This is a genomic window from Paracoccus endophyticus, from assembly GCF_003286075.1.
Lineage (GTDB): Bacteria > Pseudomonadota > Alphaproteobacteria > Rhodobacterales > Rhodobacteraceae > Paracoccus > Paracoccus endophyticus.
Genome location: NZ_QLUV01000001.1, coordinates 396,565 through 419,898 on the forward strand (window position 1 = coordinate 396,565; position 23,334 = coordinate 419,898).

Sequence of the window (23,334 nt, forward strand, 5' to 3'; positions counted from 1 at the left end):
CGCGGCCCTAGCGCGCCTGCGTGCGTCCCGCCTGCGTGCGTCCCGCCTGCGTGCGCCCCGCCTGGAGGCGCAGCCAGCTGTCCGCCACCAGCCACAGCGCAGCCATCACCCACAGATCCACGGCCAGCAGACGCGGCCATCCCGCGCCGGGCGGCGTCATCGCCATCGCATCGCCCACCACCGACAGCAGCACGCAGGCCACAAAGCTGACCAGCCCGCCGCGGCCGATGACCGCCAGCGCCCGGCCCAGCCGCGTCGCGGCCAGCCGCCCCAGCACCCCCGCCAGCGGCACCGCGACCAGCCAGCTTGCGGCGACGATGGCGACGACGCGCACCGCATCCAGCCGCCACTTGTCCACCGGGCCGCTCAGTCCCCACAGCGCGTCGCGCAGCGGCTGCAAGGGCGGCACGGCATGGCCCCAGCGCGCCGTCCAGCCCAGCAGGGTCCCATACAGCATCACCACCGCCGCCAGCACCGTCAGCAGGCGGGCATGGCGGCGCAGGACCGGCATGAAGCGGTGGCGGAACGCCCCCATCGCGACGCCGGCGTGAAACAGCAGCTGCCAGCCGAAGGGGTTGAACAGCAGCCCGCCCTCGACCCGCTGGTTGGGCAGGGCGGCGTTCAGCGGGATCGCGACGGCCCACAGCGCCAGCGATCCGGCGGCAAACCGCCACGGCCAGCGCAGCAGCAGCGGCACCGTGACCGGGGCCAGCGCCAGCAGGATGACATACAGCGCCAGCACGTCCAGCAGGTTCGGTTGCATCCACAGCAGCCCCAGCGTTCCCAGATAGCCCAGCGGGTTGTCGATCACCCAGTTGCCGTATTCGAACCAGACGGCGGTGTGGACCAGCCCCGCCTCGCGCAGGACGCGCGACAGCAGCGCCAGCAGGACGCCGCCCGCGATCAGCGCCAGCCACACCTGGCCCGCGCGGCGCAGGAACCGCCATTGCGCGGCGGCCAGCCCCTGGCGCGCCTGCACCTTGATCCAGACCATGCCCACCAGGAACCCCGACAGCAGCACGAACAGCTCGGCCGCATCGAAGATGGCATAGTTCGTCAGCGTAAAGCGGCGCAGCACGCCGATCGGCATGTGGTCCAGCATGATGCAGACCAGCGCATAGCCCCGCAGCATGTCCAGCGCGGCGATCCGTCCAGGGCCCTGCGTCATTCCGGCAGGGCGGCCCAGCGGTCCAGCAGCGCAGGCTCGCTCAGCAGCGCCGCGCGCTCGGCGCGGTCCAGAAAGTCCAGCGCCTGGCGCTGCGACACTGCGGCGTCGATCTTGGCGGCGGCGGCGATGGCGGGCAGGCGCTGCGCCGCGGGCCGGTCGGGCAGCGGCGGCAGCAGCGCGACATGGGCGGCGCGCACCGCCTCGTCGCGCCCCAGGGCCAGGGTGGCGTCGGCGGGCGGCCGCAGGCGGCGGGCGTGGGCCACGGCCGCGGACAGGATGGGCGGGGGGCTGCGTTCCTCGGGCGTCACCAGCAGGCCCGCCAGCCGCGCCCAGCGCCCCAGCACCGCCGACGCCGACCAGCGCGAGGTCAGCGGCGCCAGGATCAGCCCGGCCAGGATCGGCGCCAGCCAGATCAGCTGGCCCGGCGACAGCAGCGCCAGGATCACCAGCGTGACCAGCCCCACGGCGACGTGCAGCCAGTGGCGGCGCAGCACCAGCGGCCACGGCGGCATAGAGCCCTTGCGGACCTGGCTTTCCCAGCCCGAGTTCCGCCCCTGCAGGATTTCCAGGATCTGGCGGGTCTGGATCAGCATCTGGACAGGCGCGATCAGGGCCGACATCACCGTCTCGAACAGGGCCGAGGCCAGCACCCGCGACCGCCCGCCCGAGGCCGCGGCCAGCGGCCGGCGCCAGGCCCGGCCGATGGCCAGGACCTTGGGCAGCAGCAACAGCGCCATGGCCGCGGCGAACAGCCATTTCATCCGCGCGGCGTCAAAGGTCGGCCAGTCGGGAAACAGCTGAAAGGTGGACGGGAAATACTGCGGCTGCGACAGGATCACATTGGCGGTCAGCGCCATGCCGACCAGGATCATCGCCAGCCAGACCGGCGACATGACAAAGCCCAGCACGCCGATGACGAAATGGACCCGGCTGACCCAGGTGAAGCCGCGCGCGCCGATCAGGCGCAGGTGCTGCAGGTTGCCCTGCGCCCAGCGCCGCTCGCGCACGGCCATGTCCAGCAGCGTCGGCGGGCTGCCCTCGTAGCTGGCGCGCAGGTCCCAGTCCAGCCGCACCGCCCAGCCGGCCCGCGCCAGCAGCGCGGCCTCGACGAAATCGTGCGACAGGACGGTGCCGCCCCAGGGCGGATCGCCCGGCAGGTCCGGCAGTCCGCAGCACTGGGCGAATGCCGCGACGCGGATCATCGCGTTGTGGCCCCAGAAATTGCCGTTGTCGCCCGACCAGGCGGCGACCCCGCGCGCGATGGGCGGGCCGTAGAAGCGGCCGGCGAACTGGGTCACGCGCGAAAAGATCGTCTGCCCGCCGGTCAGCATCGGGATGGTCTGGATCAGCGCCAGCGCGGGATCGGCGGCCATCCGCGCGCTCATCGCGGCGATCACCTGGCCCGAGACGACGCTGTCGGCGTCCAGCACGACCATCTGGTCATAGCGCCCGCCCCAGCGGCGCACGAACTCGGCGATGTTGCCCGCCTTGCGGCCCGTGTTCTCGATGCGGCGGCGATACCAGACCGGAACCGGGGCGGCGGCGCGCAGGGCCGCGACGGCCAGCGTCTCGTCGGCGAAGAACGCGGGGTCGCGGCTGTCGGACAGAACGAAGATCTCGGCCCGCGCGCCCAAGCCCGCCGCCGCAAGCTCGTCGGCCAGCGCCGCCAGCAGGCCCATGCAGTCGCCCGCATCCTCGTGATAGATCGGCATCACCACCGCGACACGGGCATCGCCCGGATCGTCCGGGGTCTGCGGCTGACGCGCCACGAGCCCCGCCAGCATCGAGCAGAAGCTGAAGCCCACCCAGGCGAAGGTCAGCGTGAACAGCCCCAGCAGGGCGTATTGCAGCGGCTGGATGCGGTCCCCGAAGACCAGCAGCATCTGCCAGCAGCCCAAGCCCGTGACGACCGCGGTGCCGCCAAAGGCGATCAGCCGCGCCGCGCGTACCGCAGGCGCGGCGGGCTGGCGCGCGGGACCCTGCGGCGGGTCGGCGCGGAAATCCTGGACCGGCATCGACAGCGGCGATTCAGGCGGTACCGCGGGCGGGGGCGCCGGCGGGGGCGGGACCGCATCGGCCATGCACGACGGGGCCGCGGACAGGGCCGCAGGCGCCGTGGCAGGCGCGGCCGCTGTCACCGGCGGCTGCGGGGGCGCGCTGTTCATCCGTTCACCCCCGCGTCCAGCGCGCCAGCCACGTCTCGCTCAGCGCGCCGGTGGGACCATTGAGCACCGCCGACAGGTCGGCCAGCTCGGCCCCCTCGTCGCGGAACTCGAACGCCAGCCGCAGGACGCCCTGGTCGGGCAGGCGCATCAGATAGGGATGCTCGATCGTTCCCGCCGAGGCGGTGACGGCCGCGACCGGATCGTCGACCCCCTCGAACAGGATCAGGTCATAGTCGATGACATAGCTGCGCGCGCCGCGGCCGTTCACCGAAACCCCGGTGCGGGTCTGGCGCACGCGCGCCAATGGCGCGTCGTCGGGCGGCAGCGCGCCGAAGATCAGGTCATAGGCGACATCGTGGCGCTGGCCCGCGACAAGCGGCGCGGCCGGCTGCCAGAAGCTGACGATGTTGTCGTTGAACTCGTTCTGGACCGGGATCTCGACCAGGGACACGGCCCCCTTCCCCCACAGCCCGCGCGGCACGACCCAGGCCGAGGGCCGCAGCTCGTAGCGCGCCTCGGCGTCCTGGTAATCGGCAAAATCGCGCATCCGCTGCGCAAGGCCAAAGCCGCGCGGGTTGTCGTCCACGAAGGCCGACATCTGCAGCGTGGGCGGGTTGATCAGCGGGCGCCACAGGCGCTGGCCGGTGCCGGTCACCATCTGCAGCCCGTCGGTGTCGTGGACGGCGCTGCGATAGTCGTCCTCGCCCGCCCCGTCGCCCGGCCCGAACCAGAACATCGACGTCAGCGGCGCGATCCCGACCTGCGGCAGATCACGGCGCGGGAACAGCGCGGCGCGGGTGGCGATGACGGTGTCCTGGCCCGGCGTGATGATGAATTCATAGGCGCCGGCGACCGAGGGGCTGTCCAGCAGCGCCTGGACGGTCACCGCCCGGTCGCGGGGGCCGGGGCGATGGATCCAGAACTCGCGGAAGGCGGGAAACTCCTCGCCCTCGGCGCTGCCGGTGCCCAGCGCAAGGCCGCGCGCCGACTGTCCATAGCGCGCGCCCCGCGACAGGGCGCGGAAATAGCTGGCCCCCTGGAACACGGCCAGTTCGTCCAGATGGTCGGGCCGGTTCAGGTTCGCGCGCAGCCGGAACCCCGACCAGCCCATGTCGCCGGGCGCGGCCGCCGCCGCATCGGGCGGGAACGAGATGGTGTCGAACTGAAAGACCGACGGGTCGAAGGGCAGCGCCCGGACCGTCCCGTTCTCGACCAGGTTGATCGCGACCGGATCGGTGTACAGCATCCCCGGCGGCAGCAGGTCCAGCCCGAAGCCGGGCAGCTTCCAGGGATCGGCCTCGCGGCGGAACCGGATGCCCCGATAGGCGTCATAGCCCAGGTCCGCAAAGGGCGCGGTCAGGTTTGCGACCGGCCGCGCGTAATCCTTTCCCGCCAGTTCGGCCGCGCGCTCGGCCACGCGGTCAAAGCTCCAGGCGGGGGCCACCTCGGCGGGGTCGGTCGGGGGAATCGCGGGGGGTGCGGCGTCCTGGGCGAACAGGGGACGGGCGCCGCCGGGCGTCAGGCCCAGCGTCGCGGCAGCGGTCAGTGTACCAAGGAACAGGCGACGCTTCACGGGCAGGTATCCGACGGTCGGGAAACGCGCCAGCCTTAGCGCAGGTCCCGCAGCGCGGCAACAATCTTGCTGCCGTCCGTGGGCATCGCCCCGCCTATGCCAGCAGCGCCGGCAGCGTGGCCCCCAGCAGCGCCAGCCCGCCCGGCCGCCACCCCAGCGCCGCCAGCCGCGCGCAGCCCATCACCGACAGCGCGCGCGCGTCGGCACGGGGCGGCGGGGGATGCGGACAGCCTGTCAGCCGCTGCACCCGGGCCAGCAGGTCGTGGCGGTCCAGGACAAGGTCCGACACGTTGAAGACGCCCGTGGCCGCGCGCTCCAGCACCAGCAGCGCCGCATGCGCAAGGTCCGCGCCATGCACCTCGGTCGCGACGCGGGGCACGACGGGGCGCCCGGCGCGATAGTCCGCAAACAGCGGCGCCCATTTGTTGGCGCGCCCCGGCCCATAGACGCCCGTCGCGCGCAGCGCCGCGCCGCCCGGCGGCAGGGCGGATTCGGCCTGTGCCTTGACCTGCCCGTACAGGCTGTCCGGCCGTGCCGGCGTGCCGTCGGGCAGCGCCGTGCCGGCGGGCCAGCCGTCATACACGGCGCGCGAGGACAGGAACACGACGCGCGCGCCTGCGCGCTCGGCGTCCTCGAACAGCCGCAGCGTGCCGTCGCGGTTGGCGGTGACAAACGCCGCCGGATCGTCCCCCTCTCCGCCGCGGTACCGGCCGGGCGCGTGGGCCAGCGCGGCATGGATCACCGCGTCGCAGCCGTCCAGGGGCGCGGGCTGCCCCAGCCGCCAGCCGGGCAGCGGATCGACCGCGTGGCCCGCGGCACGCGCCGCCTGAACCATGACGCCGCCCACGATGCCGGTCGCGCCGGTGACGGCGATCCTCATGGGGCAGGATCGGGCAGGCCGCGGCTGTCCGGCACCGGGCCGTCGCCGGCATAGGCGCGCCACAGCGCGATCAGCGGGCGCAGCCGGTCGGCCTTGGCGTGGTCCTGCCACGGTTTTTCGTATTGGAAATGCAGGATCTTCACGTCGCGCCAGCGCCACAGTTCGGGCATGGCGAACCAGACATATTGCAGCATGTTGCAGAACACCGGCAGCCCGTGCCAGTCGGGGAAATACTGTTCCAGAAAGGTCTGGTCGGTCCGCCGCCAGAAGGCGCCGGGCATGTCCAGCCGCGCCAGCATGTCGTCAAACGTCGCCTGCGACGGCCGCGCGGTGAACACGCCCGAGTTCAGGCGGTGAAAATCGGCCAGGCTTTCATAGACGTTCGGCGCGGCGCAGAACTGCGGATAGTCGAACAGCCTGTCCACGGTCTGCAACACCAGCGCGTCGGCGTCGATGAACACCACGCGCCCGTAGTCCAGCTGCCACAGCCGCAGCTTGGCGAAATTGTCCAGCGGCGTGTGGAAGGGGGGCTTCTCCCCCTTGGTGAAGGCCGCGCGGCCGTGCAGCGCGTCGCGGGCGTGGGCGGCGTTGAAGGCGGCGCTGGTCGGCAGCAGGTCGCAGCGCACCAGCCGCGCGCCCAACGCCGACAGCGGCGCAAGGTCGGCCGCCGCCACGTCGGTGTGCAGCACGCAGATGTCCGCGTCCGTGCCCGACAGCACGATCGACCGCACCAGCGCCCGCGCGCCCAGCGCATAGTCGGCGTTCGTGACCAGCGTGACATAGGCGCGGTCGGACCGCGCGGGGCGGTCCGGGGTCAGGCCCTGCAAGATCAGACCGCCTTCAGCCGCTTGCCCTCGGGGTCGTGATCGACGCGGCGGGCGATGTCCTTGGTCCAGGCGCTGACGGCGGGCACGCGCGAGCGGTCGATGCGATGGGCGTATTTGCGCGCCACGTCCACGACCTCGGACAGCAGCCCTTCCTGCAGGGTGGTGGGGTTCAGGCCCAGCGACAGGAACTGGTCGTTCCGCACGATCAGGTCGTTCTCGTCGGCCTCCTTGCGCGGGTTGGGCAGGAACTTGACCTCGGCCCCGGCCAGCTTTGCCACCAGATGCGCCAGGTCGCGGACGCGGTGCGTCTCGGTCATCTGGTTGAAGATGCGGACCCGCTCGCCCGCCTGCGGCGCATCGCCCAGCGCCAGTTCCACGCAGCGCACGCTGTCCTGGATGTGGATGAAGGCCCGCGTCTGCCCGCCGGTGCCGTGGACCGTCAGCGGATAGCCGATCGCCGCCTGGATCAGGAAGCGGTTCAGCACCGTGCCATAGTCGCCGTCGTAATCGAAGCGGTTGATCAGCTGTTCATGCCGGCGCGTCTGGTCGGTGTGGGTGCCCCAGACGATCCCCTGGTGCAGGTCGGTGATCCGCAGGCCGTCGTTCTGGGCATAGAACTGGAACAGGATCTGATCGAGGCTTTTCGTCATGTGATAGACCGATCCGGGCCGCGTCGGATACAGGATCTGCTGCGCCCGCTTGCCCGCAGGCGTGTCGATCTCGATGTCCAGATACCCCTCGGGGATCGGCGCGCCGACGCTGGAATAGCCATAGACCCCCATCGTGCCCAGGTGGACCAGATGCGCGTCGATGCCGGTTTCCACCAGCGCCGCCAGCAGGTTGTGCGTGGCGCTGACGTTGTTGTCCACGGTATAGACCTTGTGGCGGTCGGTCTTCATCGAATAGGGCGCGGCGCGCTGCTCGGCGAAATGGATCACGGCGTCGGGGCGCACATCGGCCAGCCATGCCTTCAGCCGCTCGTATTCCTTGGCAAGGTTGAGCAGGTGGAAATGGATCGTGTTGCCGCTTTCCTGCCGCCAGATGCGGCAGCGTTCCTGGATCGAATCCATCGGCGTCAGCGACTGCACGCCCAGTTCGGTGTCGATCCAGCGGCGCGACAGGTTGTCCACGATGTGGACCTCCTGGCCCAGGTTGGACAGGTGCAGCGAGGTGGGCCAGCCCACGAAACCGTCGCCGCCAAGAACCGCGATCCGCATGTCGATCTCCTTCATCCAGGTGCGCGGGCGGGGTTAGCCTGCCGGCGCGCGGCTGTCGAATGAAGATATGACGACAGCCTGACGGTTTGGCGACAGCTTGCCTGCATCACAGCGCAACGTGCCACGCGCGCACGCGTTCCCGCCGCCCGGTGCGACCGTCCGGCGGGCGTGGGGCGGGTCAGTAGTCGCGTTCGTAGAACACGCCGATGGTGCTGCCGCCATCGCTGCCGACCGCGCCGCGCGCGGTGATGGCGTCGCTGATGTCCAGGTTCAGGTTGATCGTGGACTTGCCCTCGGCATCCACGGACAGGTCGGTATAAACGTTGCGTGTCAGGTACTTGCCCGCCCGGACCGAGACGTTGCCCTGGTCGTCGGTGGCCAGGTCCAGATCGTCCAGCCCGACCGAGTTGCGAAGGCGTCCCACGATACCCTCGCCGCCGCGCCCGGCCAGGACGGCCAGCGCGTTGGCCAGCTGCGCGGCCTGCAACGGGCTGATCGTGTCCAGGCCGCGGCCGAACAGCATCTGTGACAGCACCTCCTCCTCGGGCAGGTCGGGGACCGATTCAAAGGTGATGTCGGGATCGCGGATCTCGCCGTCGATGATGATGCGGGTGACGATCCCGTCCTGTTCGGTCTCGGCCACCAGGCGCAGCACGGGGATCAGGCTGCCCTGCAGCTCGACCAGCCCCTCGGTCATGTCGAAGCGCTTGCCCAGCAGGTCCACCCGGCCGCGGATCAGCTGGAACTGCCCGACGGGCACGACGGCGTTGGCCCGCCCGGTCAGGCGCAGCGCGCCGCCCAGTTCGGCGTCCACGCCGCGGCCGCGCACGAAGATCTGGTTGGGCGCGGTGATCGTCAGGTCCAGCCGGGCCGGCACCGCGGGCGGCGTCGCCGCGGGCGCCTGCATCCCCGCCAGGCGGCTGTCCACCGACGGGAACGGCAGCAGCCCCGCCTTGGCGCGGGTCGCCCGGACCGGGGGGCGGTCGTTCAGGTGGGTGATGTCGGGAATGGCACGCGCGCCCCCCAGCCCTGTCGAGGGGATGCGGATCTCGGTCGTGCCCAGGCGGATTGCGCCCGCGATCAGCGCGCCCTCGGCGGTGGCGCCACTGACCGTCAGCTCGCCCGAGGCGACGGTCTGGTAGAGCGTCGGGTCGCGCAGCACGACGCCGTCCAGCCGGACGCGCAGGTCCAGCCGCGGCGCGCCGCCGCGCAGGTCGATGGGGCCGGTCACGGTCAGTTGCCCGCCGGCCGCAATGGCGCCCCTCGCGTCCACCCGGATCAGCCCGCCGTTCAGGTCGGCGGTCGCGGCCAGACGCTCGATCCGCAGGCCCAGCTTGGGGTCCGACAGCCGCGCGTCGGGCAGGCGGATCTGCCCGGTCAGGTTTTCCAGCGCCGGCGCGCCGCGCAGCCGCAGGTCGAAGTCGACCGCCCCCTCGACCGAGCGGACGCGCAGCAGCGGGTTGACCAGCGCCGCATTGCTGACGCCCGACACGCGCAGGTCCGCGGTCGAGAAATCGCGCGCCGCCGTTCCGGCGATCTGCGCGCGGGTGCCCCCCGGCGCCGTCGCCGCCAGGTCGAAGCCATAGTCGCGCGCGCCCTGCCGCACCGTGCCGGTCAGGGTCGCAGGCCCCGGAAAGCCGGGCGCCAGCAACGCGAGGTTGCTCAGCCTGGCGTCCACCCGCAGTCCCGTGGCGGGGTCGCCGCCCGCGGTCAGGCGCAGCTGCCCGTTGCGGGCGTCCAGCCGCTCGACCGTCAGCGCGCCCGAACCCGCGCGCCGCGCGGCCAGGTCGAACTGCGTCTGCCCCGCCAGCAGCGCGTCGGCCGTGGGGTTGCCCACCCGCAGGCCCGACGCGCTGCCCTGCGCCGACAGGCGCAGGCCGGTGCCGTCGCTGCGGGCGCGCCCGCTGGCGTTGATCGCCCCGCCGAAGCCGCGGCCCAGAAACGCGATGCTGTCGGCCCGCAGGTCGGCGGTGACATCGGTGCGCCCGCCGCCCACCCTGCCGCGGGCCACCGCGTTCAGCCGGGCGTTGGCGATGGTCGCGGCGTCGATGGTCACGACGTCGCCGCGCTGGATCGCGCGGACGGTCAGCCGCGTCTCGCCCGCCAGCGCGGCGTCGGCCTGCGCCTGGCCCAGCGACAGGTCGCGCGCCACCCCGTCCACGCTGATCCGGCGCGCGCCCGTGCCGTCGCCCACGACGCTGCCGCTGGCCCGCAGCGACCCGCCCCAGCCCAGGCCCAGCGAGGCCAAGTTCCTCAGATCTGCCTGCCCGCGCAGGTCGGTCTTGTCGGGACCGATCACGCCGGTCGCCAGGATCTCGGCCTGTTGGTTGACCAGCCGCAGCGTGTCCAGCGTGATGCGCTGTCCCTGCTGGCTGCCGCGCAGGCGGATGTCGGTGATGCCGGTCAGCGCGCCATCGACCTGCGCCTGGCCCAGCGACAGGTCGGTGCCGCGCCCCGACAGATCGAAGACGCGCTGCCCGCTGCGGTCGCTGACGCTGCCGTCCAGCGTCAGCCCGCCGCGCCAGCCGCGGCCGAACGCGGCCAGCGACCGGATCTCGGCCATCCCCGTCAGGTCGGTCACGCCCTCGCCGACCACGCCCTCGACCGTGGCGGTCATCTGCTGGTTGGTCAGGTCCAGGTCGCGGATGGTGACGACGCCCGACGTCTCCTCGGCCGACAGAACCAGGCGGGTGGTCCCGGTCAGCGCCCCGTCCACATCCTGCTGGCCCAGGCGCAGGTCCTCGCCGGTGCCGGTCATCTCGATGAAGCGCACGCCGTCCGCCTGCCGCGCCGTGGCCTCGGCCTTCAGCGCGCCCGACAGGCCGCGCCCCAGCGCGCCCAGGTCGGGGATGTCCAGGCTGAGGCGCGCATCCAGCGCCTCGGCGCCCAGGACGCCGGTGCCGTCGGCGGTGATCTGCGGGTTCGCCACCCGCAGCGTGTCGATGACAAAGGCGCCGTCGCGTTCCTGGGCGATGGCGGTCAGGTCGGTGCGTCCGCGCAGCAGGCTGTCCAGTTGCGCGACGCCAAGGGCAAGGTCCGTCGCCTCGCCCGAGACGGTGACGCGGCGGCTGCCCGGCGCGCCCGTCACCGCCGCCTCGGCGGTCAGGCTGCCCGCCATCGCCGGGTCGGCGTCGGTCAGGCTGGACAGGCGCAGGTCGGCGCGCAGGTCGGTGGCGGCGCTGCTGATGACGCCGCGGGCGGCGGCGGTCAGGCGCCGGGCATCGACGGTCAGGTCGCGGATCTCGATCCCCTGGTCATCGCGGCGCACGCTGGCGGTGATGGCCGCGTCGCCCGCGAGCAGGCGGTCGAGTTGCTCCTGTCCCATGGTGATGTCGCTGCCGGTCACCTCGGCCTCGACGTCGAAGCCGCGGCTCAGCACGGTATAAAGCCCGGCGACATGGGCGCTGGCCTGCCCGGTCAGCGGCCGCCCGGCCAGGGTGGACAGGTGCGACAGCTGCTCATAGGCGGCGTCCAGCTCGCCCGAGAGGGTGATTCCCGACCGCAGACCGTCGGCCCGGATCGTGCCGAAGACGCCGAAGTCGCGTCCCCCCAGCGTGAACCCGGCCAGTTCCAGCGCGTTGCCGGGTGTCAGGTCGAACCCCGTCTCGCCGCTGATGGTCGTGCCCAGCGCGTCCTGCAGGCCCTTGTCGGCCAGGGCCAGCCCGTCGGCGGCAAAGCGGATCTGGCCCAGGACCTGTTGCAGGTCGCCGCCGTCCAGCTGCACGCTGCCCGATCCGTCCAGCGTCAGCGCGCCGATGCGGTCGCCGTTCTGGACCAGGTCGCCGACCCGCCCCTTCAGCGTCCAGCCGTCGCCCTGCGCGGCGTCATAGCTGATCTGCAGGCTGCCCGAGCGCACGTCCGTCGCCTCTCCGCCGAACGGCAGGCGCACCGGCAGGCGGGTCGCGCCCGCGTCCTGTCCCAGCGTCAGCAGCACGACGACCGACTGCGGCGCCCCCGCGGGCGTGGTGGTGACGGACCCGGTCAGGTTCAGCGCCTCGGTATCGACCAGCAGCACCGGCAGCGACAGCCGCCCGTCCTGCCCGCGCCAGCCCTCGGCCAGCAGCTGCGAGCGGGCGCCGAAGAAATTGCCGTGGTCGGGCGGCAGCAGGCTGGCCACGTCGCCCGACAGTTCCAGCCGGAAGCCGGTGCCGGGGGTGCCGTCCTCGCCCGCCTGCGCGCGGGCCGAGGCGCGCCCCGTCACCCGGTCCTGCCCGTCGGTGGCCAGCCGGATGCCGGCCGCGAAATCGGCCAGCGGCCCCTCGCCCTTGATCTCGGCCGCGACCGAGGGGCGGCCGTGCAGGTCGATGGCATTAGCAAACAGCCCGCCCTCGGCCTCGTCCAGCGTCAGGTCCAGCTTGAGGGTCGTCGTCGCGTTGGAATAGGCCGTGTCCAGCGCGAACACGCCCCGCTTGCCGTCCACGCGGTCGATCGCCAGCTGCGCGGACCCCTCGCCGCCCGCCAGGGTCATCCGGCCGTCGATCGACACGACCGCCGCCTCGCCCAGCACCGGCTTGCCCAGTTCGACCCGCGCGGCGGCGATGCGCGCGATGTTGATGCCGACCGGCAGGGTCGGCAGGGCAAAGTCGCGCACCTCGGCGCGGGGGCCGGCCTGCTCCTGCCGGGGCAGGCGCGGCAGCAGGATCTCGGCGGCGGACAGTTCCTGGATCTCGATGCGGCGGGCAAACAGCGCCGAGCGGTTCCACTGGATCGCGCCGTTCCGCAGGGTGATCCAGACGCCGTCGGCGTCCGCGATGGTCAGCTGCTGAAACGTCGCGCGCGACGACAGCGCCCCCCTGAAGCCGGTGATCACCACCTGCCGGCCGGCCGAGGACAGGTTCTTTTCCAGAAAGCGGGTGATGAAGCCGCGGTCGTCCTCGACCTCGGCCGACAGTTCGGCCGTGGCGTCGGCGATCCCCCCGGTGGGGGCGGCGTCGGCCTTGGCCCAGGGGGCGGGGACCAGCCCGCCTGCCCACGCCAGCACAAGCAGCAGGATCAGGGCGGGGGCCAGCAGGCGGGTGAGCCGTCTCATCAGAATGCCTGCCCCAATCCCAGATAGACCTGAACGCCGCTGCCGGTGTCGCCCTGCACGGGGGCTGCCACGTCGAATCGCAGCGGGCCGATGGGCGTCGTATAGCGCACGCCGACGCCCGCGCCCGCGTGCCAGTCGCTGTCGTCGCCGAATCCGCTGTCGGCCCAGACCCGGCCGGCATCGGCAAAGGCGGCCAGCCCGATGCGCTGGCGCAGCTGGACGCGCAGCTCTCCGGTCAGGTTCACGATGCTCATGCCGCCCGTCTGGATCGGGCCGTTCGGGCCGGGGATGACCGCGACCCCCAGCGATTCGAAGGGCTGGCCGCGGACCGACCCGCCGCCGCCGGAATAGAACAGATAGTCGCGGGGGGTTTCGGCAATGTCGGGCCCCCAGACCGACCCGGCGCGCGCCCGCCCGGCCAGGGTGAAGCGGTCGTCCGCGCCGAAGCTGCGGTATCCGCGCGCCTCGGCGTCCGCGCGCAGGCCCGAGCCGGTCGTATCCTCAAGCCCGGCAAAGGGGGTCAGCGTGCCCGACAGCCACGTGCCCCGCTTGGCGTCGGTGGGCTCGTCCCGGCGGTCCCAGGTCAGCCGCGTGGGCAGCGCGACCACCGTGAAGTCGGTCGTGCCGGTGTCGTCCGTCACCCGGGATCTGCGGTATTCCAGCGAGACGTCGCCCGTCAGCCGCTCGCTGGGCAGCCAGGTCACGCCCGCGCCGATCACGCCCAGGTCCTGGTCGTAATCCTCCTCGCGCAGGCGCTGGGCCTGCAGCAGCCCATAGGCGGTCAGGTCGGGCCGGAAGGTCGCCGGCCGGTCCAGCCGGACCGAGAACTGATAGTCCCGCCCCGAGGTGCCCGAGCCGATGTCCTTGGACTGGGCGTCCACCCGCAGCCGTTCGCCCCCGCCCAGCAGGTTGCGGTGCATCCAGTAGCCCGACACCAGCGCGCCGTCGGTGCTGGAGATCTCGAACCCCGCGCCGATGCGCCGGGGCTTCTGCTCGACCACGGTCAGGGTCACGTCCAGCGTGTTGCCGGGGCCCAGCGTCTCGGCCTCGTCCAGGGTGATGGCGGAAAAGACGCCCGAGCGTCGCAGGCGGCGGCGGACCGTCTCGATCTCCTCGGGGTCATAGCGCGCGCCTGACGGAAACCCCGCCATCGCATACAGCCGCTGGGTTCGCAGGCGGCTGTTGCCGGTGGCCCGCAGGGTGCCGAACGTCACCGCGGGGCCGGGCGCCAGCGCGATGCGGCTGTCCACGGCCAGCGTGTCGTGATCGGCCACGATGTCGGTCGCGGCGACATCGGCCTTGGCATGGCCCACGTCGCGCCAGCCCTCGACCCCGGCGGTGGCGGCGGCCTTCATGTCCGACGTGCGGGCGACCTCGCCCCGGCGATAGCCGTCGGGCAGCCTGGTGCCCGGCGCGACCGGGGCGATGTCGGCGCGGGCATAGCGGAACCGCGGCCCCGTCTGGATGTCCACCACCACCTGCCGCACAACCGCCGGGGCATCCAGCGGCGCGATGCCCGCGGCCTCGGCCCCGTCCAGGCGGATGTCGATCACCGCGTCGTACAGCCCGGCGTCGTACAGCGCGCCCAGGATGCGGGCGTAATCGGCGCGGGCGGCGGCCAGGATGTCCTGGCCGGTGATCCGCCCCTCGGTCAGCGCCTCGGTCAGCAGCGAACTGTTGCGGATCTGGCGTTCCAGCGCGGCGTCGCCGTTCGACAGCCTGAACTGCAGGTCGATGGGCGAATTGGCCACCGGATCGCCGCCGCCGAACAGCCGCGCCAGCGGCGCCAGCGGCGAGGAGGCCGCCGAGCCTGCGCTGCCTGCGCTGCCCGACCCCGATCCGCCCGAACCGGACTGCGCCAGCGGCGCGCCGGCCGCCAGGCAGCCCGTGGCAACGACCGCTAGTCCTGTGGCAAACCGCCCCGCCATCACTGCCCCGCCCGCCGTCTTGTTTTGCCGCAGTCTTGCCCAGAGCGGGTGGGGAATCCAGTGGGCGCTGCAGGGGACAGGCGTTTGTGATGGGCCGCCCGCGCCGCGCGGCTGACGCAGGGTCAGGTTCAAGACCTCACGCCATTGTCAAGCCCTCACAGGCAGGCTGCGCCAGATTTCCGGAACCCGCAGCGAAAATGCCGCGTTGGCCCGGTGAACCGCGACGAGACACCGTCGCAGACACCCTGCGAAGACGAAGGGACAGTGCCATGAAACCGCTGCGCGTCGCCCTTGCCGCCCTGCTTGTCGTCCTGCCGGTCAGCGCGGCGCAATCCGGCATCGAACAGCCGGCCCCGCAGGCCCAGCCGGTCAAGGGCTGGTCCGCCGTCGCCGGGATGAGCGGGGCCGAGGTGCTGCACATGGCGCGCGGCCTTCCCAAGGGGGCGGACGCCGCCGCCGATCAGCCGTGGTGCGACAGCGCCGCCGCCGTCCAGCAGTCCCTGAACGCCGAGTTCGACGAGCGCATGGTGACGCGCCGCGCCGATGGCACCCAGCTGTGGGGGTCGGACCTGATGGGCACCTGGACGGTCGTGCTGGCGCGCGCCGACCAGACGAACTGCATCATCGCCTCGGGCATCGGCTATCAGGACGGCGCGAACCCCGGCACCTACTACGCCCAGGTGGGCCTGAGGGGGTAAGCGGGACCGATGCCGCGTTGCTTTTCGGGGCGGCCTGTGACAAGGCCGGCCGCGACACCTTCCCCTTCCCTGCAGGCTGACCGATGACCTCGACCCCGACCGACGGCGATTTCCTGGTGCGCGACCTCGCCCTGGCCGAGTACGGCCGGAAAGAGCTGGACATCGCCGAAACCGAAATGCCCGGCCTGATGGCGCTGCGCGCCGAATACGGCGCGGCCAAGCCCCTCGCGGGCGCGCGCATCGCAGGCTCGCTGCACATGACCGTGCAGACGGCCGTGCTGATCGAGACGCTGGTGGCCCTGGGCGCGGACGTGCGCTGGGCGTCGTGCAACATCTATTCCACCCAGGACCACGCCGCCGCGGCGATCGCCGCCGCCGGCATTCCCGTCTTTGCCGTCAAGGGCGAGACGCTGGAGGACTACTGGGCCTATACCGACCGCATCTTCCAGTTCCCCGAGGGCGCGAACCTGATCCTGGACGACGGCGGCGACGCCACGCTGTACATCCTTCTGGGCGCGCGCGTCGAGGGCGGAGAGACCGCCCTGATCGCCGCCCCCCAGTCCGAGGAGGAGGAGGCGCTGTTCGCGCAGATCCGCACCCGCATCGCGCAGACCCCCGGCTGGTTCGCCCGCCAGCGCGACGCGATCCGCGGCGTCAGCGAGGAAACGACGACCGGCGTTCACCGCCTGTACGACCTGCACAAGCAGGGGCTGCTGCCGTTCCCGGCGATCAACGTCAACGACAGCGTCACCAAGTCCAAGTTCGACAACAAGTATGGCTGCAAGGAAAGCCTGGTGGACGGCATCCGCCGGGCCACCGACACGATGATGGCGGGCAAGGTCGCCGTCGTCTGCGGCTACGGCGACGTGGGCAAGGGCTCGGCGGCGTCCTTGCGCGGCGCCGGCGCACGCGTGAAGGTGACCGAGGTGGACCCGATCTGCGCCCTTCAGGCGGCGATGGACGGGTTCGAGGTCGTGCGGCTGGAAGACGTGGCCGCCAGCGCCGACATCTTCGTCACCACCACCGGCAACAAGGACGTGATCCGCATCGAGCACATGCGCGAGATGAAGGACATGGCCATCGTCGGCAACATCGGCCATTTCGACAACGAGATCCAGGTGGCGGCGCTGCGCAACCACAAATGGACCAACGTCAAGGACCAGGTGGACCTGATCGAGATGCCGTCGGGCAACCGCATCATCCTGCTGTCGCAGGGGCGCCTGCTGAACCTGGGCAACGCCACGGGCCATCCGTCCTTCGTCATGTCGGCCAGCTTCACCAACCAGGTGCTGGCCCAGATCGAGCTGTGGACCAAGGGCGACGACTATCGGCCCGGCGTCTATATCCTGCCCAAGGCACTGGACGAAAAGGTGGCGCGCCTTCATCTCGACAAGATCGGCGTCCGCCTGACGGAACTGCGCCCCGAGCAGGCGGACTATATCGGCGTTCCGGTCGGCGGGCCGTTCAAGTCGGATCATTACCGGTACTGACATGCTGATGCTGTGGCGCTGCGCGGGAATCCTGTCGGTCGGGCTGGCGCTGGTCGGCACGGTGCTGCCCGTGATGCCGACGGTTCCGTTCCTGATCGTCGCGGCCTATGCGTTCGACCGGTCCTCGCCCCGGTTTCACGCCCGCCTGATGGCGCATCCGGTCTTTGGCCCGCAGATCGGGAACTGGCGCCGCCACGGCGCGATCGCCCGCAACGTCAAGATCGTGGCGACGCTCAGCATGGCCGCGGGTCTTGCCGTGACCTTCTTCATCCTGCCGCGGCCGTTCTGGCTGGTGCAGCTGGCCGTGATCTCTGCGGTGGCGCTGTACGTCGTCAGCCGGCCCGCGCCGCCGCCCACGGCCTGACCGGCCCTCAGCCCATCCGGGCCTTGATCGCCGCGACATGTCCGGGCGCCGCGCCCAGCGCGGCGGCGGCCAGCGCCTCGGCCGTGTCCATCAGCACCTCCGCCCCGGCCAGCCGGTCCACCAGTCCCCAGCTCAGCGCCTCGGCCGCGTCGATGCGCTGACCCGCCATCAGGATCATCCGCGCCCGCGACGGCCCGACCAGCGCCGCAAGACGCGGCGGATCGGACGGCTGCGGCAGGAAGCCCAGCGCCATCACCGGATAGAAGAACCGCGCCTCGGGCACCGCGACGCGCAGGTCGCAGGCCAGCACCATGCCCATCGCGCCGCCCGCCGCCGTGCCGTTCAGCGCGGCGATGGTCAGGCAGGGGGCCGCCGCAATGGCGCCCGACAGCCGTTCCCAGGCGGGCGACAGCGCAAGCCCCGCGCGCGCCGCATCCAGGTCGGCGCCCGCCGAGAACACCCGGCCCGTCCCGGTCAGGATCACCGCGCGCGCGTCCCCGGCCGCATCGAACGCCTGCGCCAGATCGTCCAGCATCGGCTCGGTCAGGGCATTGGCCTTGTCGGGGCGGTCTAACGAAATCGTGACCAGGCCGTCACGGGGATGGTTCACGCGGATCATCGTTCACTCCTTGGACGCGCAGCCCCGCTGTGGCAAGTGTTGCGCACCCCTGTTGCCGGAAAGGTATCGAGATGTTTCTGCGGATGACAAGCTCTGCCGCCGCGCTGCTGGCGCTGACCGCGCCCGCATTCGCCGATGTGACGCCGGCCGAGGTGTGGCAGAACTGGGTCGCGTACTATCAGGCCAACGGCTATGTCGTGACCGAGGGCAGCCGCGAACAGGCGGGCGAGACGCTGACGATCCGCGACGCCACCCTGGCCTATGCCGCGCCCGGGGATGAGGGCGCCATGACCGTCACCATTCCGCAGGTGACGCTGCAGGCCACCGGCGACGGCCGGGTCCGCACCACGGTGGCAGAGCAGTCGCGGGCGATCATCCGGTTCAGGAACGACAAGGACCAGCCCGTCACTGCCGAGGCGACGGCCACGCTGAAGGGGGCCGAGGTCGTGACCGGCGGCACCGCCGCCGACATGACCCACGACGGCAAGGCGGCCGAGGTTCTGGTCGCGCTGGACAGGCTGGTGACGCCCGAGGGCGACAAGACGGTCCCGCTGACGCTGACGCTGCTTAACACCACCTATCGCCACCGCGCCGTGGACGGGTCCAGCCTGGCGATCACCGCCTCGGGCGCGACCGAGCGGGTCGCGCTGGCCGGGACCTTCACCGACGAGGGCCCCGAGATGCCCGGGACGACGCGCTTTTCGGTCAGCTTCGACGGCGTGCAGGGCTCGGGGCAGGCGACGATCCCGAAGGGCGTCCAGATGGGGGCGGGCGGCGACATGAACGCGGCGCTGAAAGCCGGGCTGGATGTCGCGGGCACGCTGACGATGGCGGCCATGGACCTCAGCTTCGATCATGCCGGCAAGGACGAGACGGGCGCCGACCAGTCCGTCGCCGGAACGACCAGCGGCAAGGGCATCGACGCCGCCTTCGGGCTGTCGGCGGGGGGCATCAGCTATCAGGCCAGCGGCGATGCGCTGCAGGCCAGCATGACCTCGGGCGATCTGCCGGTCCCGCTGGGCTATGCGATCAACAGCGTCAGCACCGACATCCAGGTCCCCGTGATGCAGTCGGACACGCCGGCGCCGTTCAAGTTCGCCTATTCGCTGGGCGGCCTGACCCTGGACGACGGGATCTGGGGGATGCTGGACCCCAAGGGACAACTGCCGCGCGACCCCGCATCGCTGGACATCGACGTGACCGGGCTGGTCCGGGTGATGGCGGACCTGTTCGATCCCGCGACGCTGAACGCCTCGGATGACGCGGACGACGGCGCCGCGGCGGATGGCGGGACCCAAGCGCCCGCCAGCGGCGCAACCGGCGGCACCGCCGACGGCGCGGCCCCCGATGCCGCACCCGGCACGCAGGATGGCGGCGCGCAGGACGCTGACGGGGACGACGCCTCGTCCGAGCCGTCGCCGATCCAGCCGACCGAGGTCACGATCAACAAGCTGGGCGTTCAGGCGCTGGGCGCGCGCATCGACGCCTCGGGCGCGCTGGCGGCCACGGCCGGCGGCAGCATGGACCAGCCGGTCGGCACCATCACCGCCCGGATGGAGGGGCTGAACGCCCTGCTGGACAAGGCGGTGGCGATGGGCCTGGTCGAGCAGGACCAGGTCGCGGGCTATCGCATGATGCTGGCCGCCTTCGCCAAGCCCGCGCCCGAAGGGGGCGACGCGCTGGTCAGCGAATTCGAGTTCAAGGAAGGCGGCCAGATCTTTGCCAACGGCCAGCAGGTCCAGTAAGACCGCTGGACGGACGCATTCGCGGGGCCGGGCGCAGTCTGGCCCCCCTTTTTTCATTTCCACGGCCGCCGGTGGCGGCAAGGCGGGCCCATGACCGGCGCATCCTCTGACCTGCAGGCGCTGACGCGGGCGCTGCTGGACGCGGCGCGCGCGGCCGGCGCGTCCGAGGCGGACGCCATGGCGGTCGAGGGCGAATCGCTGTCGGTCAACGTGCTGGGCGGCGCGCTGGAACACGCCGAGCGCGCGCAGGGCGTGGAAATCGGCCTGCGGGTGCTGATCGGCGGGCGGCAGGCCAGCGTCTCGGCCAGCGAAGTGTCGGAGCGCACCATCGCGGAAATGGCGGCCCGCGCCGTCGCCATGGCGCGCGAGGCGCCGGTGGACGACAGCCTGGGGCTGGCCGACCCCGACCAGCTGGCCGGCACGACCGACATGGCCCGCGGGCTCGAACTGGACGACGACAGGCCGCCCCCTGCCCCGCCCGAGCTGCTGGACCGCGCCCTGCGGGCCGAGGCGGCGGCCCTGGCCGTCGCGGGGATCAGCATGGTCGAATCGGCCAGCGCCGCCGTCAGCCACCGCCGCCTGTGGCTGGCCGCGACCAACGGGTTCTCGGGCGGCTATGGCCGCAGCGGCCATTCCCTGTCCGCCGTCGCCATCACCGGCGAGGGCCTGGGGATGGAGCGCGACTGGGCCGGCGAAAGCCGCGTCTGGGCCGCCGACCTGCCCCCGCCCGAGGAGATCGGGCGCCGCGCGGGCGAGCGGACCGTGGCCCGCCGCGGCGCGCGCAAGCCGCCGACCGGGGCGTTTCCCATCCTTTACGACGAACGCGTCGCCTCGTCGCTGATCGGGCACCTGCTGTCGGCGGTGAACGGGGCGGCGGTGGCGCGCGGGGCCAGCTGGCTGCGCGATGCACTGGACCAGCCGGTGCTGCCGCCCGGCCTTGACCTGACCGAGGACCCGCTGCTGCCGCGCTATCCGGCCTCGCGCCCGTTCGACGCCGAGGGGCTGGCAACGCGCGCGCGCGCCATCGTGGCGGACGGCGTGTTGCAGGGCTGGACGCTGGACCTGGCGACCGGGCGCAAGCTGGGGATGGCGTCCACCGCCAGTGCCGTGCGCGGGATCTCGTCGGCGCCCTCGCCGGGGGTCAGCAACGTGACGCTGTCGCCGGGCAACGCCACGCCGCAGGCGCTGGTGCGCGACATGGGCCGCGGGCTGGTGGTGACGTCGATGCTGGGCGCATCGGTCAACCCGACGACCGGCGACTATTCCCGCGGGGCCGCGGGGTTCTGGGTCGAGAACGGCCAGATCGCCTATGCGGTGAACGAATGCACCATCGCGGGCAACCTGCGCGACATGCTGATGCGGATGGTCGCGGCCGACGACCTGCCCGAGTGGCGGCCGCACCGGGTGCCGTCGCTGCTGGTCGAGGGGATGACCGTTGCCGGCGACTGACCTCGCCCTGCTGGTCGAGGCGGCCGAGGCTGCGGGCCAGGTCGCGCTGCGCTATTGGCGGGGCGCGCTGAAAAGCTGGGACAAGGGCGGCGGCGCCGGTCCCGTCAGCGAGGCGGATCTGGCCGTCAACGACCTGCTCGAACAGCGCCTGCGGGGGGCTCGCCCGGCCTATGGATGGCTCAGCGAGGAAAGCGCCGACGATCCCGCGCGGCTGGATGCGGCGCGCTGCTTCATCGTGGACCCGATCGACGGGACCCGCGCCTTCATCGCCGGGCAGGACGGGTTCGCCGTCGCGCTTGCCGTGGCGCAGGGCGACAGGGTCACGGCCGGTGTGGTGCATCTGCCCGCGCGCGGCGTGACCTATGCCGCGCGCGCGGACGGGCCGGCCACCCGCAACGGCCACAGCATCGCCCCGCGCCCGGCGGCGCTGGAGGGCGCGACGGTGCTGACCAGCAAGGCGGCGCTGGACCCCGTCCACTGGCGCGGCGGCCTTGTGCCCCCGATCCGGCGCGAGTTCCGCCCGTCGCTCGCGTGGCGGCTGTGCCTGGCGGCCGAGGGGCGCTTTGACGCGGCGCTGTCGATGCGCGCGGCGTGGGAATGGGACATCGCCGCGGCCAGCCTGATCGCCGAGCGCGCAGGCTGCGCCGTGACCGACCGGCGCGGCGGCGCGATGCGATTCAACCAGGCAAGGCCGCTGGTGGACGGGCTGGTCGTCGCCGCACCCGGCCTGCACGCCGGCCTGCGCGCGGCCATGGCCGCCGACGACAGCACCCCGGCCACCGCCGCCGACGCCCGCGACGCGGCCCGCGAGGCGGGGGCCGAGATCGCCGCCCCCGCCGGCCCGGCGCCGGCGACACCGACCAGGCCCGCCCCTTCGGCAAAGGACCCGCAATGAACCGGCTGCCCCCCGAAACCCGCGACCGTCTGGCCGACGCGATCACCTTTCACCCCGCCACGGCCGAGGCGCGGCTGTTCCGCGAGGCGCTGGGCCGCTTTGCGACCGGGGTCACGGTGGTCACGGTGCAGGGACCGGACGGCCCGCTGGGGATGACGGTCAACAGCTTTACCAGCGTGTCGCTGAACCCGCCGCTGGTGCTGTGGTGCCCGGCCCGCGCCTCGTCGCGCCATGACGCGTTCGTGGGCGCGCGGGCGTGGTCGGTGCACGTGCTGGGGGCCGAGCAGCTCAAGATGTGCCTGCGATTCACCCGGGGCGGCGCGCAGTTCGCCGGGCTTGACCCCGCCGTGACCGAGGACGGCGCGCCGGTGCTGGCGGGCGTGGCCGCGCGGTTCGACTGCCGCGCCCATGCCAGCCACGACGGTGGCGATCACACGGTGCTGATCGGGCAGGTCGCGCGGGTCACGGTTGCGGGGCCCGACGACCATCCGCTGGTCTTTGCCGCCGGGCGGTTCGGCGCGTTCCATCCCGACATCGGCTGACCCTCAGCCCACGGGCTCAAGCTCGATCGCGGGCAGCGGCTCCAGCGGCGGCAAGGGGTCCAGCGGGGCCGAGAAGATCGGGTCCAGCCGCGGCGCGGTGGTGGCGACGGTGGCGCCCGGCCCGCCCAGAACGGCGATCTGGCGCGCAAGCTGCGCGATGGCCTGGTTCTGCGCGGCGGCGATGGCGCCGGGCGCGGCGACGGCCGTGGTGCCGCGCCCGCCAAGCCCCCCCAGCCCCGCGCTGCCTGACGCGCGCTGTGCGACCGGCAGCGGCACTGCGATGTCGAAGCGGCGGGCATGGTTGGCCCCGCCCGCGGCGTCGTTGGCGACGTAATAGGCCCCGCTCAGGCGATAGACGCCGTCGCGCTGCGCCAGGGCCTTCTCGACCCGGACCTCAACCCGCCGCCGGGGCGGCTCGGCCAGCGGCCACGGCTCGGCAATGACGGTCGCGCCCGACAGGTCCGAGATCGCGCGGGCCAGCGTCAGGGTGAAGGCCCGTTCCGGCGTGTCGGCCCACAGGTTGCGGGGGTTCGACCGGATGGCCCCGTCGGCGGTCTGCCACGACACCTCGCCCGCCGCGGCATATTCGGGCAGCGACACGTCCTTCAGCTCGGCCGTGCCCAGGGCGTTGCTGACCTGCGGGCCGGCGCTGGGCGGGTCGATCAGCCAGCGGCCGGTCTTTTCCGGGTTGGAACAGCCCGCCAGCAGCGCGGCGGCCAGGATCAGGGGCAAGGCGTGGCGCATG

At 72.5% G+C, this 23,334-nt stretch carries 17 protein-coding genes; 7 read left to right on the forward strand and 10 right to left on the reverse strand.

The features are described 5' to 3' along the window. Nucleotides 1–7 precede the first annotated feature (7 nt). The 8 genes from opgC to DPQ23_RS01995 all read right to left on the reverse strand — a co-directional run bounded on the left by opgC (nucleotide 8) and on the right by DPQ23_RS01995 (nucleotide 14,787). Nucleotides 8–1,168 (reverse strand): OpgC domain-containing protein, encoded by a 1,161-nt coding sequence (gene opgC / locus DPQ23_RS01960; RefSeq protein WP_112872973.1) that lies wholly within the window; start codon nucleotides 1,166–1,168, stop codon nucleotides 8–10. Further along, nucleotides 1,165–3,333 (reverse strand): glucans biosynthesis glucosyltransferase MdoH, encoded by a 2,169-nt coding sequence (gene mdoH, locus DPQ23_RS01965; protein ID WP_112872974.1) that lies wholly within the window; start codon nucleotides 3,331–3,333, stop codon nucleotides 1,165–1,167. Before mdoH ends, opgC begins: the two co-directional genes overlap by 4 nt. Nucleotides 3,334–3,337: 4 nt before the next feature. Next, nucleotides 3,338–4,906, reverse strand: coding sequence for an OpgD/OpgG family glucan biosynthesis protein (locus DPQ23_RS01970; RefSeq protein WP_240602311.1), 1,569 nt, complete (start codon nucleotides 4,904–4,906; stop codon nucleotides 3,338–3,340). Nucleotides 4,907–5,000: 94 nt separating this feature from the next. Next, nucleotides 5,001–5,786, reverse strand: coding sequence for an NAD-dependent epimerase/dehydratase family protein (locus DPQ23_RS01975; RefSeq protein ID WP_112872975.1), 786 nt, complete (start codon nucleotides 5,784–5,786; stop codon nucleotides 5,001–5,003). Continuing rightward, nucleotides 5,783–6,616, reverse strand: a complete 834-nt coding sequence (locus DPQ23_RS01980) for a glycosyltransferase (protein WP_240602371.1) — start codon at nucleotides 6,614–6,616, stop codon at nucleotides 5,783–5,785. Before DPQ23_RS01980 ends, DPQ23_RS01975 begins: the two co-directional genes overlap by 4 nt. Further along, entirely contained in the window at nucleotides 6,616–7,830 is a 1,215-nt protein-coding gene (locus DPQ23_RS01985; protein ID WP_112873312.1) for an NAD-dependent epimerase/dehydratase family protein, read from the reverse strand. The genes DPQ23_RS01980 and DPQ23_RS01985 overlap by 1 nt, the downstream gene beginning before the upstream one ends. Before the next feature lie 178 nt (nucleotides 7,831–8,008). After that, the gene (locus DPQ23_RS01990; RefSeq protein ID WP_112872976.1) at nucleotides 8,009–12,859 is read right to left on the reverse strand and encodes a translocation/assembly module TamB domain-containing protein; all 4,851 of its coding nucleotides are present in this window, start codon (nucleotides 12,857–12,859) and stop codon (nucleotides 8,009–8,011) included. Next, nucleotides 12,859–14,787, reverse strand: a complete 1,929-nt coding sequence (locus DPQ23_RS01995) for an autotransporter assembly complex protein TamA (protein WP_112872977.1) — start codon at nucleotides 14,785–14,787, stop codon at nucleotides 12,859–12,861. Before DPQ23_RS01995 ends, DPQ23_RS01990 begins: the two co-directional genes overlap by 1 nt. Before the next feature lie 269 nt (nucleotides 14,788–15,056). Here DPQ23_RS01995 and DPQ23_RS02000 point away from each other — a divergent pair, with 269 nt between their 5' ends. The 3 genes from DPQ23_RS02000 to DPQ23_RS02010 all read left to right on the forward strand — a co-directional run bounded on the left by DPQ23_RS02000 (nucleotide 15,057) and on the right by DPQ23_RS02010 (nucleotide 17,339). Further along, nucleotides 15,057–15,485 carry a hypothetical protein gene (locus tag DPQ23_RS02000; protein ID WP_112872978.1) on the forward strand — a complete coding sequence of 143 codons (429 nt, stop codon included), beginning with the start codon at nucleotides 15,057–15,059 and terminating at the stop codon, nucleotides 15,483–15,485. Nucleotides 15,486–15,568: 83 nt separating this feature from the next. Beyond that, nucleotides 15,569–16,975 carry an adenosylhomocysteinase gene (ahcY, locus tag DPQ23_RS02005; protein WP_112872979.1) on the forward strand — a complete coding sequence of 469 codons (1,407 nt, stop codon included), beginning with the start codon at nucleotides 15,569–15,571 and terminating at the stop codon, nucleotides 16,973–16,975. 1 nt (nucleotide 16,976) lies between these two features. Then, a complete protein-coding gene (locus DPQ23_RS02010; protein WP_112872980.1) occupies nucleotides 16,977–17,339 on the forward strand; it encodes a YbaN family protein in 363 nt (120 codons plus the stop codon). Nucleotides 17,340–17,346: 7 nt separating this feature from the next. Here the strand turns inward: DPQ23_RS02010 and DPQ23_RS02015 are convergent, their stop codons facing one another. Then, entirely contained in the window at nucleotides 17,347–17,958 is a 612-nt protein-coding gene (locus tag DPQ23_RS02015) for an enoyl-CoA hydratase/isomerase family protein (protein ID WP_112872981.1), read from the reverse strand. 71 nt (nucleotides 17,959–18,029) lie between these two features. Here DPQ23_RS02015 and DPQ23_RS02020 point away from each other — a divergent pair, with 71 nt between their 5' ends. The 4 genes from DPQ23_RS02020 (at nucleotide 18,030) to ferA (ending at nucleotide 22,589) form a co-directional block, all read left to right on the forward strand. Beyond that, nucleotides 18,030–19,703, forward strand: a complete 1,674-nt coding sequence (locus DPQ23_RS02020; protein WP_112872982.1) for a DUF2125 domain-containing protein — start codon at nucleotides 18,030–18,032, stop codon at nucleotides 19,701–19,703. A 90-nt stretch (nucleotides 19,704–19,793) separates the two neighbouring features. Next, nucleotides 19,794–21,152: a TldD/PmbA family protein gene (locus DPQ23_RS02025; protein WP_112872983.1), complete on the forward strand. Its 1,359-nt coding sequence runs from the start codon at nucleotides 19,794–19,796 to the stop codon at nucleotides 21,150–21,152. Further along, nucleotides 21,139–22,047, forward strand: coding sequence for a 3'(2'),5'-bisphosphate nucleotidase CysQ (locus DPQ23_RS02030; RefSeq protein WP_112872984.1), 909 nt, complete (start codon nucleotides 21,139–21,141; stop codon nucleotides 22,045–22,047). Before DPQ23_RS02025 ends, DPQ23_RS02030 begins: the two co-directional genes overlap by 14 nt. Further along, nucleotides 22,044–22,589, forward strand: coding sequence for a flavin reductase FerA (gene ferA, locus DPQ23_RS02035; RefSeq protein WP_112872985.1), 546 nt, complete (start codon nucleotides 22,044–22,046; stop codon nucleotides 22,587–22,589). Before DPQ23_RS02030 ends, ferA begins: the two co-directional genes overlap by 4 nt. A gap of 3 nt (nucleotides 22,590–22,592) precedes the next feature. Here the strand turns inward: ferA and DPQ23_RS02040 are convergent, their stop codons facing one another. Then, the gene (locus DPQ23_RS02040) at nucleotides 22,593–23,333 is read right to left on the reverse strand and encodes a PqiC family protein (RefSeq protein ID WP_112872986.1); all 741 of its coding nucleotides are present in this window, start codon (nucleotides 23,331–23,333) and stop codon (nucleotides 22,593–22,595) included. Nucleotide 23,334: the final 1 nt, after the last annotated feature.